This is a genomic window from Pseudomonas sp. TMW22090 (genome assembly GCF_022496665.1).
Classification (GTDB): domain Bacteria; phylum Pseudomonadota; class Gammaproteobacteria; order Pseudomonadales; family Pseudomonadaceae; genus Aquipseudomonas; species Aquipseudomonas gregormendelii.
The window spans coordinates 845,362-861,530 of sequence record NZ_SCFH01000001.1 but is presented as its reverse complement, the minus strand read 5'-3'; the positions used below and the strand labels follow the sequence as shown (position 1 = coordinate 861,530).

Annotated in this window: 15 protein-coding genes; 10 read left to right on the top strand and 5 right to left on the bottom strand. The window is 59.9% G+C overall.

What is annotated here, in order from left to right; all coding sequences use genetic code 11:
* Nucleotides 1-4 precede the first annotated feature (4 nt).
* The 10 genes from EQV97_RS04055 to EQV97_RS04010 all read left to right on the top strand — a co-directional run bounded on the left by EQV97_RS04055 (nt 5) and on the right by EQV97_RS04010 (nt 10,904).
* Entirely contained in the window at nt 5-1,168 is a 1,164-nt protein-coding gene (locus tag EQV97_RS04055; RefSeq protein ID WP_240888472.1) for an acyl-CoA dehydrogenase family protein, read from the top strand.
* A gap of 9 nt (nt 1,169-1,177) precedes the next feature.
* Entirely contained in the window at nt 1,178-2,236 is a 1,059-nt protein-coding gene (locus EQV97_RS04050) for an acyl-CoA dehydrogenase family protein (protein WP_045058509.1), read from the top strand.
* Nucleotides 2,237-2,239: 3 nt separating this feature from the next.
* A complete protein-coding gene (locus tag EQV97_RS04045; RefSeq protein ID WP_240888471.1) occupies nt 2,240-3,391 on the top strand; it encodes an acetyl-CoA C-acetyltransferase in 1,152 nt (383 codons plus the stop codon).
* A gap of 59 nt (nt 3,392-3,450) precedes the next feature.
* Nucleotides 3,451-4,329 carry an SDR family oxidoreductase gene (locus tag EQV97_RS04040; protein WP_122839849.1) on the top strand — a complete coding sequence of 293 codons (879 nt, stop codon included), beginning with the start codon at nt 3,451-3,453 and terminating at the stop codon, nt 4,327-4,329.
* A gap of 117 nt (nt 4,330-4,446) precedes the next feature.
* Nucleotides 4,447-5,232 (top strand): SDR family oxidoreductase, encoded by a 786-nt coding sequence (locus EQV97_RS04035; protein ID WP_240888470.1) that lies wholly within the window; start codon nt 4,447-4,449, stop codon nt 5,230-5,232.
* Nucleotides 5,233-5,242: 10 nt separating this feature from the next.
* Entirely contained in the window at nt 5,243-5,713 is a 471-nt protein-coding gene (locus EQV97_RS04030) for a MaoC family dehydratase (protein WP_122839851.1), read from the top strand.
* A gap of 6 nt (nt 5,714-5,719) precedes the next feature.
* Nucleotides 5,720-6,928, top strand: a complete 1,209-nt coding sequence (locus tag EQV97_RS04025; protein ID WP_240888469.1) for an acetyl-CoA C-acyltransferase — start codon at nt 5,720-5,722, stop codon at nt 6,926-6,928.
* Between the two features lie 76 nt (nt 6,929-7,004).
* Entirely contained in the window at nt 7,005-8,207 is a 1,203-nt protein-coding gene (locus EQV97_RS04020) for a helix-turn-helix transcriptional regulator (RefSeq protein ID WP_240888468.1), read from the top strand.
* A gap of 101 nt (nt 8,208-8,308) precedes the next feature.
* Complete coding sequence (locus EQV97_RS04015; RefSeq protein ID WP_122839853.1) at nt 8,309-9,685, top strand: DUF1329 domain-containing protein; 1,377 nt, start codon at nt 8,309-8,311, stop codon at nt 9,683-9,685.
* A 178-nt stretch (nt 9,686-9,863) separates the two neighbouring features.
* Nucleotides 9,864-10,904, top strand: a complete 1,041-nt coding sequence (locus EQV97_RS04010; RefSeq protein ID WP_045058503.1) for a Rieske 2Fe-2S domain-containing protein — start codon at nt 9,864-9,866, stop codon at nt 10,902-10,904.
* 453 nt (nt 10,905-11,357) lie between these two features.
* Here EQV97_RS04010 and EQV97_RS04005 read toward each other — a convergent pair whose 3' ends face one another.
* The 5 genes from EQV97_RS04005 to EQV97_RS03985 form a co-directional block, all read right to left on the bottom strand.
* Nucleotides 11,358-12,674: a PAS domain-containing methyl-accepting chemotaxis protein gene (locus EQV97_RS04005; RefSeq protein WP_201146879.1), complete on the bottom strand. Its 1,317-nt coding sequence runs from the start codon at nt 12,672-12,674 to the stop codon at nt 11,358-11,360.
* Between the two features lie 278 nt (nt 12,675-12,952).
* Nucleotides 12,953-13,081, bottom strand: coding sequence for a DUF2256 domain-containing protein (locus EQV97_RS04000; protein WP_122839855.1), 129 nt, complete (start codon nt 13,079-13,081; stop codon nt 12,953-12,955).
* Entirely contained in the window at nt 13,078-14,616 is a 1,539-nt protein-coding gene (locus tag EQV97_RS03995) for a cryptochrome/photolyase family protein (protein WP_240888467.1), read from the bottom strand. The genes EQV97_RS04000 and EQV97_RS03995 overlap by 4 nt, the downstream gene beginning before the upstream one ends.
* Before the next feature lie 43 nt (nt 14,617-14,659).
* Complete coding sequence (locus tag EQV97_RS03990) at nt 14,660-15,367, bottom strand: SDR family NAD(P)-dependent oxidoreductase (RefSeq protein WP_240888466.1); 708 nt, start codon at nt 15,365-15,367, stop codon at nt 14,660-14,662.
* Nucleotides 15,364-15,906: a DUF3833 domain-containing protein gene (locus tag EQV97_RS03985; protein WP_240888465.1), complete on the bottom strand. Its 543-nt coding sequence runs from the start codon at nt 15,904-15,906 to the stop codon at nt 15,364-15,366. Before EQV97_RS03985 ends, EQV97_RS03990 begins: the two co-directional genes overlap by 4 nt.
* Nucleotides 15,907-16,169 lie beyond the last annotated feature (263 nt).

Below are 16,169 nucleotides of genomic sequence, written 5' to 3'. Positions count from 1 at the left end.
CGCCATGGACCTGACTTATACCCCAAAGCAAATCGCTTTCCGCGCCGAAGTGCGGGCCTGGCTGGCAGCCAACCTGCCACGCGAGCCGCTGGCCAGCTACGACACTCGCGAAGGTTTTGAACAGCACCGCGCGTGGGAGGCCAAGCTGTTCGAGAGCCGCTGGTCGATGGTGATGTGGCCAGCCAATCTGGGCGGACGCGGTAGCGACCTGATCGAGTGGCTGATCTTCGAGGAAGAGTATTACGGCGCCGGAGCTCCCATGCGTGTCAATCAGAACGGCCAGCTGTTGCTGGGCCCGACCCTGATGGAATTCGGCACGCCGGAGCAGAAGCAGCGTTTCCTGCCGCGTATGGCCGCCAGCCTGGACATGTGGGCGCAAGGCTGGTCGGAACCCAATGCGGGGTCCGACATGGCGGCAATCACCAGCAAGGCCCTGATCGACGGCGACCACTACGTGATCAATGGGCAGAAAACCTGGTCGACCCGGGCGATCTACGCCGACTGGCTGTTCGGGCTGTTCCGCAGCGAGCCAGGATCGAGCCGGCACCACGGGCTTTCGTTCATCATGGTGCCGCTGGACGCACCGGGAGTGAGCATTCGCCCGATCAAGGCGCTCAACGGCAAGGACGCCTTCGCCGAAGTGTTTTTCGATGATGTGCGGGTGCCGGTGGCTAACCGTATCGGTACCGAGGGGCAGGGCTGGCACGTGGCAATGGCCACCGCCGGTTTCGAGCGCGGCCTGTTACTGCGCTCGCCCGCGCGCTTCCAGGCCACGGCACGCAAGCTCGTGGCCCTGTACAAGGCACACCGCGCCAGCGCCGACCGCGACCCAAGCCTGCGCGATGCCGTGCTGGAGACCTGGATGGGCGCTGAAGCCTACGCGCTGTCGGCCTATCACACCGTGGGCCGCCTCAGCCGAGGCGAGCAGATCGGCGCCGAGTCGAGCATCAACAAGATCATCTGGTCAGAGCTGGATCTGAAGATGCACGAGACTGCGATGCGCATTCTCGGTGGGCGCGGCGAGCTGGTGGGCAAGGCCTCCCAGGACGGCGATGCGGCCGGCTGGCTGGAGGGTTTCCTGTTCGCCCAGTCGGGGCCGATCTACGCCGGTACCAACGAAATCCAGCGCAACATCATTGCCGAGCGCATGCTCGGCTTGCCGAAATAAGGAACCGCCATGGACTTCACTTTTAACGATGACCAGTTGGCGTTTCACGAGGCCATCAGTCGTTTCCTGATGACCGAAGCCGCCCCGGAAATGCTTCGGGAAATCTGGGAAACCGATGCCGGCCGCTCGCGGGACCTGCGCAACAAGATCGCCGGCCAGGGCCTGACTGCCTTGTCAGTGCCCGAGGCCGAGGGCGGCCTGGGCATGGATGATGTGACCTGGGCACTGATGACCCAGGAGCTGGGTTACTACGCCATTCCCGATTCATTGGCCGACACCGCTTATGTTGCCAGTGGCTTACTTGCCGGCCTGCCCGCAGGTCACCCGGCCCGCGCCGAACTGCTGCCCCGGATCGCCGATGGGAGCTTGCGCATGGCGATCAGTCATCCGGTCAATTTGCTGGTCAGCGATGCGCAATTGGCAGAAGTACTGCTGCTCACCCATGGCGATGAGATCCACGTGGTGCCTCGCTCCCAGGTTGAAGTAGAAAACCATCCGAGCATCGACGCTTCGCGCCGCCTGGGTGAGGTGAAGTGGATCCCAACGCCGGCAACCTGTGTGGCCAGTGGCGAGCAGGGGCGTGCTTTGCAGGACCGTCTGCTGGACCGTGGCGCGCTGTCGGTGGCCGGGCAACTGCTGGGATTGGCGCAACGCATGCTGGACCTGTCCGTGGACTACGTGGCCCAGCGTAAACAGTTCGGCAAGCCGATCGGCAGCTTCCAGGCAGTCAAGCATCACCTGGCCGATGTCGCCCGCTACATCGAACAGGCCAAACCCGTGCTGTACCGCGCCGCACATGCCCTGGCCCGGTGCGACGTCAACGCGGGCGTATGGGTCTCCCAGGCCCGCCTGGCGGCGAATGAGGCGAGCTGGATCGCTGCCCGCAAAGGCATCCAGGTTCACGGCGCAATGGGATACACCTGGGAAGTCGACTTGCAGATGTTCATGAAGCGCGCCTGGGCCCTGGATGCATCCTGGGGCGACCGCGGCTTTCACAAAAACCGCGTCAGCGACTACTTGTTCGCCGACACTACTGGCCTGGGGCCTGGACACACTTTCGAGGAATGAGTCATGCCACAGGCTTACATTGTAGATGCACTGCGCACCCCCACCGGCAAGCGCAAGGGCTCGTTGAGCGAGATCCACGCGTTTGACCTGGGCGCCCATGTGCTCAAGGCACTGGTGGAGCGTAACGTGATCCCCGCGCAAGACTACGACGACGTGATATTCGGGTGCGTCGACACCATCGGCTCCCAGGCCGGCGATATAGCCCGCACCAGCTGGCTGGCCGCAGGCTTGCCTATGACGGTTCCCGGCACCACTGTGGATCGTCAATGCGGTTCATCGCAACAGGCGCTGCATTTTGCCGCGCAGGCGGTGATGAGCGGCACCCAGGATGTGGTCGCAGTGGGCGGCGTGCAAACCATGACCCAAATCCCGATTTCCTCCGCGATGCTGGCCGGCCAGCCCCTGGGCTTTGCCGATCCATTCTCGGGCAGCGTTGGCTGGCGTGCTCGCTTTGGTCAGCAACCGGTGAACCAGTTCTACGCCGCGCAACGGATTGCCGATCATTGGCAGATCAGTCGCGAGCAAATGGAAGCCTTTGCCCTGCAAAGCCACGAACGTGCATTGGCGGCCATTGCCAGCGGGCGATTTGCTCGGGAAATCGTCGCCTGCCAGGGCCTCGCGGTGGATGAAACCCCGCGGCACAGCAGCCTGGTAAAGATGGCTGAACTGCAGCCGGTGGACCCTCAGTACCCATCGATCACCGCCGCCGTGTCCAGCCAGACCTGCGACGCCTCAGCTGCGCTTTTGGTGGTGTCGGAGGCGGCGCTCAAACGCTACGACTTGACGCCACGGGCGCGGATTCATCACCTGACGGTGCTGGGTGACGATCCAATCTGGCATCTCACCGCACCGATTGCGGCGACACGCCGGGCTTTGGCCAAAAGCGGGCTGAGCATGGCTGACATCGACCGGGTAGAGATCAACGAGGCCTTTGCTTCTGTGGTCATGGCCTGGGCCAAAGAGCTGGATTACGACCCGGCACGCACCAATGTCAATGGCGGGGCAATTGCCTTGGGGCATCCGCTGGGCGCAACCGGAGCAAGGCTGATGACCACGCTGCTCAACGAACTGGAATGCAGCGGTGGGCGCTATGGTTTGCAAACCATGTGTGAAGGCGGTGGCCAGGCCAACGTGACCATCATCGAACGGCTGTAATTCTTTTACGTGGGCCGCCGCTTCGGATGCGTGTCCACCCAAATCCAGAGGAGTAAAACATGGCTATTTGTGCAGACCGTACCGTGATCATCACCGGGGCCGGAGGCGGGCTCGGTCGCGCCTATGCCCTGGCGTTCGCCGCGCAAGGGGCCAATGTCGTGGTCAACGATATTCGCGCCGATGCCGCAGAAGATGTGGCAGGTGAAATTCGCGCGAGCGGCGGCCAGGCCATTGCCAGCAGCGACGACATCACCACACTGGCCACTGCGCAGCGCATCGTCGATGCTGCGTTGGCCGCGTTTGGTGAAGTACATGTGCTGATCAATAACGCTGGCGTCTTGCGCGACCGCATGTTCATCAGCCTCAGTGAAGAAGACTGGGACATGGTCATGCGCGTCCACCTCAAGGGTCATTATTGCCTGGCCAACATTCTCGGTCGGCGCTGGCGCGACCTTGCCAAGGCCGGCACCCCGGTCGACGCCCGTATCATCAACACCAGCTCCGGCGCCGGCCTGCAAGGCTCGGTGGGACAGTCCAATTATTCGGCGGCCAAGGGCGGTATCGCTTCGCTGACCCTGGTGCAAGCGACGGAGCTGGCGCGCTACGGTGTCACCGCCAACGCGTTGGCCCCGGCTGCACGTACCTCGATGACCGAGAGTGCCATGCCCGACGTGGTGAAAAAGCCTGAGGACGACAGCTTCGATGCCTGGGCGCCGGAAAATGTCGCGCCGCTGGTGGTGTGGCTTGGCAGCCCGGCGTCGGCCCATGTCAGCGGCCAGGTCTTCGAAAGCCAGGGCGGGAGGATCTCCCTGGGAGACGGCTGGCGCACGGGCGTCACCCGCGATAAAGGCGCGTTGTGGCAGGTCGAAGAGATTGGTGCGGCCGTGGACTCGATTCTCGCTGAAGCGCCCAAGGCACAGAAAGTCTGGGGCAGCTGAAGCCCCGACCCTTTGTTCACGTCAACGTTCTCGACCTTCATACCCCATTTTGACGATGTGCCCGCTTGGCCCGCTCCGTAAAACTGCAGCGTATTGATTTCTTCGGAGGTAGACGCTGTGAAACAAGCCCCCCCTTATGTTCCCGGTCATCAATTACTGGCCGGCAAGTCGGTATTGATCACCGCCGCGGCCGGTGCCGGTATCGGTTACTCAGCGGCCCGACGCAGTGCCGAGGAAGGTTGTCGGGCGCTGATGATTTCCGACGTTCACCCGCGGCGCCTGGAAGAGGCGGTAGCGCGCCTCAAGGGCGAGACCGGCCTGCAGGCGATCTACGGCCAGCTGTGCAATGTCACGATAGAAGACGAAGTCCAGGCCTTGGTGGCGGCGGCCGAAGAGGCTCTGGACGGGGTCGATGTGCTGATCAACAACGCGGGGCTGGGTGGCCAGAAGCGTGTGGTAGAGATGAGCGACGAAGAGTGGTTGCGGGTGCTGGACGTGACATTGACGGGCACCTTCCGCATGACTCGGGCGATGTTGCCGCACATGCAGCGCCGCGGCGCAGGAGCCATCGTCAATAACGCCTCGGTGCTCGGTTGGCGGGCCCAAAAGGAACAGGCGCATTACGCTGCGGCCAAGGCCGGCGTAATGGCCCTGACCCGCTGCAGCGCCCTGGAAGCCGCTGAGTTTGGCGTGCGCATCAATGCGGTATCGCCGTCGATTGCCCTGCACGATTTTCTCAAGAAAGCCTCCAGCGAAGAATTGCTTGCCAGCCTGGCAGGGCGCGAAGCGTTCGGTCGTGCCGCCGAAGTATGGGAGGTGGCCAACGTGATGATGTTCCTGGCCAGCGACTACGCCTCCTACATGGTCGGTGAAGTGCTGTCAGTCAGTTCACAACAAGCTTGAGGGCACGCTCATGAGTCACCTTTTCAGTAGCGCCCAGGCTCTGCTTGCGGCCGAAGGCCTGGACCTGGGCCACACCGCCTGGCTGACCATCAACCAGGAACGCATCGATCTGTTCGCCGAGGCCACGGGTGACCACCAGTGGATTCATGTCGATCCGATACGCGCCGCCAACGGGCCGTTCGGCACCTGCATTGCCCACGGCTACCTGACCCAGTCCCTGGCCAACCTCTTCATGCCGCAGTTGTTGACCCTTTCAAACATGACCATGGGCGTCAACTACGGCAGCGATCGGGTGCGCTTCCCGGCCCCGGTCAAGGTCGACTCGCGGGTGCGCGGCAGCGGCCAGATTATCCGCGCCGAGCCAGTGGGCGATGCCGTGCAACTGGTGGTGCGCATCACCGTGGAAGTCGAAGGCCAGGCGCGCCCGGGCTGCGTAATCGACACCATCAGCCGCTATACCTTCAACCCAATTTGCGAGTGAGTTTCCATGGACCTGAATGAAGTCGTCATCGTCGCCACCGCCCGTACAGCGCTGGCCAAATCGTTTCGTGGATCGTTCAACGATACCGAGGCGCCAGTGCTGGGTGGGCATGTGGTACGCGCGGTGGTCGAACGTGCCGGCATTGAGCCTGGGGAAGTAGAAGATGTAATCATGGGTGCGGCGGTTCAACAGGGCACCCAGGCCTATAACATCGGTCGGCTCTGTGCCTACACCGGTGGCTTGCCGGACAGTGTGCCGGGGATGGCGCTGGACCGCATGTGCGCCTCGGGGCTGATGAGTATCGGCGTAGCTGCCAAGAGCATCATGAGTGGCGAGATGAATATTGCCATTGGCGGCGGCGTCGAGTCCTTGTCGCTGACCCAGACCAAACACAAAAACAGCTTCCGCGCCCAATCCGAAGCGGTGCTGCAGGTGATGCCCAGCGCCTATATCCCGATGATTGAAACCGCCGAGATCGTCTCCCGTCGTTATGGCATCAGTCGCGCCGCCCAGGATGAGTATTCATTGCAAAGCCAGCTGCGCACGGCTGCTGCTCAACGGGACGGGCTCTTTGATGAGGAAATCGTGGGCCTAGGCGTGGACAAGCTGCTGTTCGCCGCTGATGGCCAGCCCAATGGTCATGAGCGCGTGCAGGTTCTGCGTGACGAATGCAACCGACCGAGTACGCGCCTTGAAGACCTGGCAAACCTGAAGCCGGTGTGGAAGGACGGTAAATGGATCGAGCAGGGGACGTTCGTCACCGCCGGCAACGCCTCGCAGTTCTCTGACGGTGCTGCGGCCAGTCTGTTGATGAGTCGTACCGAGGCCAAGCGTCGCGGATTGACGCCTTTGGGCATCTACCGTGGCATTGCCGTGGGTGGGTGCGCACCCGAGGAAATGGGCATCGGTCCGGTGATCGCCATACCCAAGCTGCTCAAGCGTTTCGGCCTGGGGGTGGGGGATATTGGCCTGTGGGAGATCAACGAGGCTTTTGCCTGCCAGGTGTTGCATTGTCGCGATGCGCTGCAGATCCCGGCAGAGCGCCTGAACGTCAACGGCGGGGCGATTGCCATCGGTCACCCATTCGGTATGTCCGGCGCGCGGATGGTGGGCCATGCCTTGCTCGAAGGGCGGCGGCGCGGTGCGCGTTATGTGGTGATTGCCATGTGCATCGGTGGCGGAATGGGCGCCGCCGGCCTGTTCGAACTGCCGTGAAGCGAGCGGGACGCGGCCGCACATTCGATTAAAGCCATGGGGGCCCGCGGGTCGGGCCCGCTGCTGGGGAATGGATATGCAAAGTTGTATGCCCAATGCACAGGTCCTCGCGCAAATGGGCCTGGAGTTGGCCGAGTACGAACGGATCATTGGCAACATCTACGATTCGTCGATGAACACGGCCTCCTTGAGTGACTCGTTGCGCGAGATACGCGCGCTGTTCAAGGCTAATTTCGTGACCTTGATCCTGCGGGTTCAGGATGAGCCGCTGCTGTCACCGATGGTGGTTGCCGGTGATGTCGAATTGGGCCAGGGCGGCATCAACCATTACGCCTATTACGCCAAATCTACCCTGTTCGAGGGTTTGCCCACCGACACGGTATTCACCATCGATGAGCTGATGAGCGATGCCGAATGGGCCAGTTCGGCGTTTTACCTGCTGTACTGCCAACCTTACGATTGTTACCACATGCTGGGTGCCGATATACGCATGCCGGATGGCGGCATCGTGCGTTTTCGGATCAATCGACCACAGGGCCACCCGCCATTCAGTGAGACCGAGCGGGCCTTGTGCGCCATGTTGCTGCCCCATTTGCGTCGGGCCTTGCATATGTATTCGCTGCTGGACCGCAGCGAGTCCCTCGGCAGCCTGTATTCGCAAACCATCAGCCGCCTCGCGGTGGCGACCTTCGTGCTCGACGAAAACGGCTGCGTGGTGCAACTCAATCCCGTGGCCAGGGAAATTCTTGACAGTCAGGACGGCCTCAAAGTGGTGGGAGGTCGACTGGAGGCGACCTACCCCAGTGACAATCGGGAGTTGGCGCGCCTGGTGCGTAATGCCTTCCAGCGGGCCAGGCAAGGCGCAGCCAGGGGCGTACAGGTGGCCGAGGCAACGTCGATTTCCCGTCCCTCGGGACAGGTCAGCCTCGGCGTAGTGGTGGAATTGATTCCTTCACGGGAACTGCTCGAAGGCCACGGTAAACCTACAGTGGTGGTGTATGTGCGGGACGCGGTGAGCAAATCGCTGGTGAGCACGGTGCTGACTTCGCAGCTGTACAACCTGACCCCGGCAGAAACCGCGCTCGCCCTGGAATTGGCCAACGGCCTGTCGCTTGAGGACGCCTCGGAAATTCTGAATATCCGGCGCAATACCGCACGCGCGCACCTGCGTTCGATATTTTCCAAGACGGGTGTCCGACGCCAGACCGAGCTGGTGCGGATCATGCTCAACAGCGTGGTAGCGCTGGGTGCGCCCCAGCCAGCCGGGTCTCGGCTGTGACCTGGGGCCAGGCCAAAATGCGTTAGTCCGTGCGGACGATGCTCTCGGTTTCCTTGCCTGTCGATACTGGGCAACCGTTGTCGAACCCAAGGAGAATAAAAATGACCGGCAGTAATAAGTCCCCTGGCTGGGCCTTGACGTTGTTATTTGGATGCTGTGCCATCGGCACCGCAAACGCAGCACCGGAGGACATCCCGCGCCTTGGCAAAGACTTGACATGCCTGGGCGCGGAACAGGCCGGCAATGCCGATGGCAGTATCCCGGCGTTCAGTGGCAAGTGGTTGGGCGCGCCGCCCCATGTTGATTTCAAAGGTACGGGGCACCACCCCGTGGATCCGTACCCGGACGAAAAGCCGTTGTTTGTGATCACTGCGCAGAACATCGCGCAATACAGTGACTCCCTGTCTGACGGGCAAAAAGCCCTGTTCAAATTGTACCCGGCCACCTACAAAATGCCGGTGTATCCCTCGCACAGGGATTTTCGCGTCAGTGACTCGGTATGCCAGGCCACTCGGGAAAACGCCAGCGTGGCGCGTCTGGTGGATGACGGTGAAGGGGTCGTCGGCAAGACCGGCGGCACACCATTCCCGGTGCCGCGCAGCGGGCTGGAGCTGTTGAAGAATGCCTCGACCTTCACCTTGCGGGCCTGGACCGAAGAGTACACCTCCGATAACGCCTACGTGCTCAAGGACGGCAATATCAACTGGGGCAGGGTGCATTCGCGCAACCTGGCCCCAGCATTGGAACCAGGCAAGATCGGCGATACCACCGGCAACTCGTCGTTCTATCTCAACGAAACCCTGCTACCGCAACGGGACAAGGGTGAGATCAACACCGGCACCGAATTCTGGAACGACAAAACCGAACCGCGCCAGGCCTGGCGTTACGATCCAGGCACCCGGCGCGTGCGTCAATCGCCGGGCTATGGTTTCGACATGTCATTCCCCGGCAGTGGCGGCTCGATCACTGTGGATGAAGTGCGCCTGTTCAACGGGTCCGGCCAGCGCTACGACTGGAAGATCGTTGGCAAACGGGAAATGTACATTCCGTACAACACCTATCGTCTGCACGACGCCAAGCTCACCTACGCCAGCCTGTTGACTCCCGGTCATATCAACCCCGATGCCATGCGTTATGAGCGTCACAGGGTCTGGGAACTGGAAGGCACTCTCAAACCTGGCTATCGCCACCTGTATGGCAAACGCAAGTTGTATGTCGACGAAGACACCTGGTTTCCGATGCTCGCCGACAACTACGACAACCGTGGCGAGTTGTGGCGCACCTCGATGGTCAACTACTTCTATGCCTACGAGAGCCAGGCCCAGCAGGCGGGCGTCGGCCTGTACTACGACCTCAATGCCGGCAGCTACCTGGCGTTCAACCTGATCAACGAGCAGCGCAACGGTTACCTGTTGAACAAACCCGGTTTCAGTCCCAGGGACTTCGGCCCGGAAGCCGCTCGCCGCTTCGGCCAGTAAGCAGGAAACAGGGCGCCCGCTGTTTCAGGGGCGCGCTTTGAGAGTAGCTCTCATTTGATCTAGTCCAACTGCACGATGATCTTGCTGCGCGACTGCTCAATGATATCCGCCATGGGATTACCCGGTATTTCTTGGGGGCATCGCCTGCCCCGAAGTCTGCATTTGAGGAATAATAACAATGACGAAACTCGCTGAAATCAACATCGAGAATGCCCAGCGTACCCACCGTTACGCGCGCGGCTGGCACTGCCTGGGCAATGCCAACGATTACCGTGATGGCAAGCCTCATACCCTGGAAATCTTCGGCACTCGGCTGGTGGCGTTTGCCGATAGCCAGGGCGTCATCAGTATTCTCGATGCCTACTGTCCGCACATGGGCGCCGACCTGTCACAGGGCACCATCGAGAACGACAGACTGGTATGCCCGTTCCATCACTGGAAGTACGACACCGGCGGCAAATGCGTGGAGATCCCTTACTGCAAGCGCATTCCACCCAAGGCCAAGACGCGCAGTTGGTTGACCTGCGAGGAGAACAACCTGTTGTTCGTCTGGAACAACCCCGAAGGCCGTCCGCCCAAAGAGGGCGTGATCATTCCGCACCTCCCTGAGATGGACGACCCGGACTGGATTCATAACTGGAACATCGACACCATGCTGATCGAAACCAACCCACGGGAGTTGGTCGATAACCTGGTGGATGCCCAGCATTTCGGGCCGGTGCACGGTACGCCAACCAAGTATTTCGCCAACATTTTCGAAGGGCACATCGGCCATCAGATTTTTCATGGTGACTCCGAGCGCCTGGGTGGTGACCTGATCGCACCATCGGCCTATTACGGTCCGGCCACTCACTTCACCCATATCAGTTCGATGTTCGGCGATGCGCGGATCCACGCCATTCTGCTCAACAGCCACGTGCCAGTGACGCCAAACAGTTTTGACTTGCGCTTTGGTTGCATGGTCAAGCGCGTACCGGGCTGGACGGAAGAGCAAAACCAGGAAGTGGCCAGGGCCTATGTCCAGGGCAACCGGGACTCGTTCTACCAGGACGTGGTGATCTGGAAGCACAAAATCCGTATCGACAAGCCGGTGCTCGCAGAAACCGACGGCCCGGTCTATCAGTTGCGCGAGTGGTATGAGCAATTCTTCACCAATGAGGACGACGTGCCCGCTTCAATGGCGCTGCGTCGCGAGTTCATAACGGTCGACGAGCGCTGATAGAGGGAGCAGGGCGCCTTCGAGAAGCAAGCGAATACTCTCCAAGGCGCCGCTCCCAGGGACACAGCCACCTTGAGTCCATGGTGATGACTCAGGTCCGATTTGAAGGCAATGAGGGAATACAAAATGAAAATAAAAAATGCCTACACCTTTCCTTTGTTAGTAGTGTTTCTCCTGGTGTTGGTTGTACAGATGTCGGTGCCGGCGGAGTCGGCCAGCGTCAAGGCGTGCAAGCGCTACGCGAGCTGCCTTTCGCTGAGTTCGGGAATCTCAAACTGGCTGGATTTTCGTTAGGGCTGTTTCAGGGGAGTGTTGCCTCGGAACCGCGGGCAACGCTCCGCCCCTGTTTGTCGCCACAGGTGTTATCAATGGGGATGGCCCCGTCGTAGAGGTGGGCGCCACAACGCTGCCCAGCGTTTCAGGCTTTATTAAAGTGCTCTGCTGATCGCTGAGTCAGCGTGCTAATGTCGAGGCGAAATGGCTGATCGCCTGTACGACCTGACGAGCACTGTCCTGAATATCGAGAATCACTTGACCCGCCTCACCGGCTAATTTGACGCCTTGTTCTGCCTTGTCTTTACTCGTCTCCATCCTGGCCACTGCCCCCGTGGCCAATTCACGATTGTGCTGCACCACCTCGACAATCCTGACAGTGGCTTGACTCGTGCGTGCGGCCAAGTTGCGCACTTCGTCAGCAACCACGGCAAAACCTCGCCCCTGATCTCCGGCACGAGCCGCTTCGATGGCCGCATTGAGCGCCAGAAGATTAGTCTGCTCGGCAATCCCACGGATGGTCTGCACGATACTGCTGATTATTTCCGACTGCTGACTGACGGCATTGACACCTTCGGCTGCGCGATTCAACTCGTCGGCCAGGCTTTGCATGACCTCCACGGTGTCCTGCACGACACGGGCTCCTTCGTGGGCTGTATCGTCAGTTTTCAGTGAAGTCTCATAAGCCATGCGCGCTGCTCGTGACTCGGTTTCCTGCTGTAGAACCTGATCAGTAATATCGCTCGCATACTTGACTATTTTGTAAAGATCGCCGTTGGCGTCGAACACCGGATTGTAAGTCGCACGTAACCAGACTGCGCGTCCCTGTTTGTTAAGGCGCTTGAAGCTGCCTGAGAAAAATTCGCCCTGATTCAGGCGCTCCCAGAACTGCCGGTAATCGGGGGATTCGATTTCGCTAAGCTCACAGAACAGCCGGTGGTGCTTGCCAACAATCTCTTCCAAGCGGTAACCCAGCACTGCAAGGAAGTTTTCGTTGGCGCTGACGACTTCTCCCTGCCGGTTGAACTCGATGGTTGCCATGGACCGGTTTATCGCCTTGATCTGGCTCTCCTGCTCTTGTTCCTTCTGAACCTGGGCAGTTACATCCGTCGCAATCTTGACGACCTTGATCACCCGTCCGGTGGTATCGCGAACAGGGTTATAGCTGGCCTCCAGCCAGAGCTCACGCCCCTGTTTATCCAGGCGCAGGAAGCGGTCGTTGATGAACTCGCCATTACCCAGGCGTGACCAAAAGCCTTGATAAGCAGCGCTGTTGGCGTATTTCGGCGTACAGAATAAGCGGTGATGCCGAGATTGGATTTCTTCAACGCTATAGCCCATTACCCTCAGGAAGTTGCTATTGGCACTGAGGATCGTGCCATCAGGCTGGAACTCAATCAGGGCCATGGAGCCACCTAAGGCTGCAAGGGTGGCTTCACTGTCAGCCAAGCGCCGCTGGCTGACGGCCAGTTCTTTTTTGATTGTCGAGTTGAACATGCATACCTCAGTGGATATGGGCTGCCTGGCATTTCCTTCAAGCCAACGGAAAGCTATGCAGATCGATGTCAGATGTACAATAAACCTGTGAAATCAGATACGAATCGCGGTTGCCGAAAGAGCCGTAACGGCGTTAGTTAGGCAGCGAGCATCCAGTAATGGCTGACCAATATCAGAATGACATACATCCAAAAAAACCTATACAAAAAACTATGCATGTATAGGTTTTTTCGTTGCGCATTAAAATCGTGTTCAGGTTTTCTTTTTCACTGTCCAAGTCATCTACATCGCCGGCAACGCTCCGAGCAATAACGCACTTCGTTCCAGCAACGTGCCCATTTCTTGCGCCAGGCGAAGGGCAATCCGCAGACCGCGCAAACCTTGACCGGGAGCTCACTTTTTTTCACAGTGACTCCCCGGCATCCAGTTTGGCGAGCAGTTTCTGGCCCCGCTCCCACAGCGCTTGCTGCTTGGGCTCGGTCATGCGGTCGAGGTTTTTGTAGACCATGCTCATGCGCTGGTTGCTGCGCAGCAGGTCGCCATGACGCATCAGGAAATGCCAGTAGAGTGAATTGAAAGGACAGGCGTCGTCCGTCGTGCTCTCACTGACTTTGTAGGCGCAGTTGCGGCAGTAGTCAGACATCCGCTTTATATATTGACCACTGGCGCAATAAGGCTTGGAACCCAGGTAACCGCCGTCGGCGTGCATGACCATGCCCAGCGTATTGGGCAGTTCGACCCAGTCAAAGGCGTCCATGTAGATCGCCAGGTACCATTCGCAAATCTGGCTCGGCGCGATGCCGGCCAACAGTGCAAAGTTGCCGGTCACCATCAGCCGCTGGATATGGTGGGCGTAGGCATGCTTCAAACTCTGGCCGATCGCCTGTCCCATGCAGTTCATTCGGGTGTCGCCCGTCCAGTAGAACTCTGGAAGAGGCCGGCTGTTGCCGAATAGATTGCCATCGGCGTAACCGGGCATTTTCAGCCAATAGACGCCCCGTACATATTCGCGCCAGCCGATGAGCTGGCGAATGAAGCCTTCGGCGGCATTGAGTGGAATCCGGTGCGCCCAATATGCAGCTTCCACGTCGCTGCACAACTGACGCAGGTCCAGCAGGCCAATATTGAGCGCCGCACTGATGCGCGCATGAAATAGAAAAGGTTCATCACTGGCCATGGCGTCCTGATAGTCGCCGAACCCTGCCAGGCCATAATCCAGAAAATACGCCCACAGCGCCTGTGCGTCGGCATGTGTGACCGGATAGTCGAAGTTGTCGAGTGCGCCGTAGTGATGGTTGAAGCGCGCCCTGACCAGCGCAAGCACATCGCAGGTGATGGCGTCGTTACTGAAGTGCACCGGGTAGGGCGCTTTCACCCCTTTGGGCAGGGCCTTGCGGTTCTCGGCATCGAAATTCCACGCGCCGCCTACCGGAGAGCCGTCGCCATTGAGCAATAACCCGCTCTTGCGCCGCATCTCGCGGTAGAAGAACTCCATGCGCAACTGCTTTTTACCTTGCGCCCAAGCGCCGAACTCAGCGCGACTGCACACAAAGCGCGTGTCGGCGTGCCAATGGATGGCCAGGCCACAGTCCTTGAGCGCCTGTTCCAGCCGCCAGTCCCCGCACTCGGTGACGTGTACTTGCTCTGCTTGCAACAGCTGTTGCCAGCGTCGCAGTTCACTCGCCACCGAACCGCTGTTTTGCGGGTCATCCAGGGTCACGTACTCGACGTGCAAACCCTGGTCTTGCAGGGCCTTGGCGAAATGGCGCATGGCACTGAAGATCAGGGCGATTTTCTGCGGATGGTGGGGGACATGGCTGGCTTCTTCCATGACCTCGACCAGCAGCACCGTATCGCACTGGGCATCGAGTTTCTGCAAGGAAGCCAGGTCAAAGGACAACTGGTCACCCAGGACCAGGCACAACCGATGGCGCTTGTTCATATCTGTTCAGTCCGGCGTCTGCAGGTTCATGCTTGTTCCCTGCCTACCAGGGCAGGCGCTCTGCGTTGTAGGCAAAAAAATGTCCGCTGTCGGCCGGCGTCAACTGATCAATCAGGCTCAAGAGTTCAGCCGCGGCAACGTCCGCCGGACGTGCGCCGGTAGCCCCACGAAATGGTTGCGACAACCCCGACACGACCGTGCCTGGGTGCAGACTCAGCAGTCGGCTCTGCGGACGAGTACGGGCCAGTTCGATAGCGGCGGTCTTGATCAGCATATTCAGCGCGGCCTTGGAGGCGCGATAGGCGTACCAGCCACCCAAACGGTTGTCGCCGATGCTGCCGACTTTCGCCGAGAGCACTGCCATCGCGCCCCGGGCATCAAGCAACGGCAAAAAGTGCCGCAACACCAGCGCCGGCCCTAGCGCGTTCACTTGAAACACGGCCTGCAGCGCCTCATGCTCAATCGCGCTGTAGCTTTTTTCCGGCTTGATCTGGTCACGATGGAGCAGGCCGGCGGCGTGCACGATCAACTGGTACGGTGCTTGCGCTGCCAATTCAGCGGCGGCGCTGGCGATGGTTTCGGGTTGCTCCAGATCCAGTGCGGGCACTGTATTGCGCCCCAGTTGGCGAACCCCGGCACATCGCGGGTCCTTGCCGAGCAACTCGCAAAAAGCCGTACCCAGGGCACCACTCGCGCCGATCACCAGGGCGCGATAGCCGTCGCCGAGGGAGTTCATGGTGAACGTGTTCAATGGGTTTCTCCTGAACCCTGGCGTCGGAAGAACAACGTCACCTGGCCAACCTCGACGCCCAGCTTGGACATGCTGGTGCGGTTGATCAACGTGTCCTCGTCCATCAGGTACATCCAGTCGTCCATGCTCATTTCATAGGTTGTGCCGTCAACCGGCAGGTTCAGGCGATAACGCCAGCGCAAGGCATTGCCGGCGATTTCGCCTTTGGCGACACCCACTACGTCATCGGCGCGACCGCTCCAACGTCCCTGGCCCTCGGGCGTGAGGGTCCAGACGCGGCGTTGGCGGGTGCCGTCGCTGTACAGGAAGCGCTCATCGAGAATCAGGTTGTTGCCCTCACGACGGCTGACGATGTCGACCTCGAAACGCTTGGCCACCTCGCCGGAACGCTTCTGAAACATCCCCCAGGCTTTGACCGGTTTGCTGAAAAAGCGCTCCAGATTTAATGCCGGTTGCTGATCCGCATAGTGGGTGACATCCACGCTGCCACAGCTCGCAATGCTGAGTACCAAACCCAGTAAAACCAAACGTCGTGTCATTACCTTTCTCCCTGGGTGAACAGGTGCTGAGGATGAATTTTGTTGCCTTATATGCTTGTACAGGTGCCCTGTGGTGTACAGGTTTCTGGCGCCCGCCCAAAGATGGAATCGCGGTTTTCGCGCAATGCAACTTGCCGATTGCAGCGTCGTACTCGGCGGATGGAGTAGGGGTCGTCAACGTGGGCTTGCCCAGTCCATTCCTTAATAGTTGTACGACGGAAACTGATCTGTATAGGTTTTATTCAAGATAGGCTGAAAAAAAC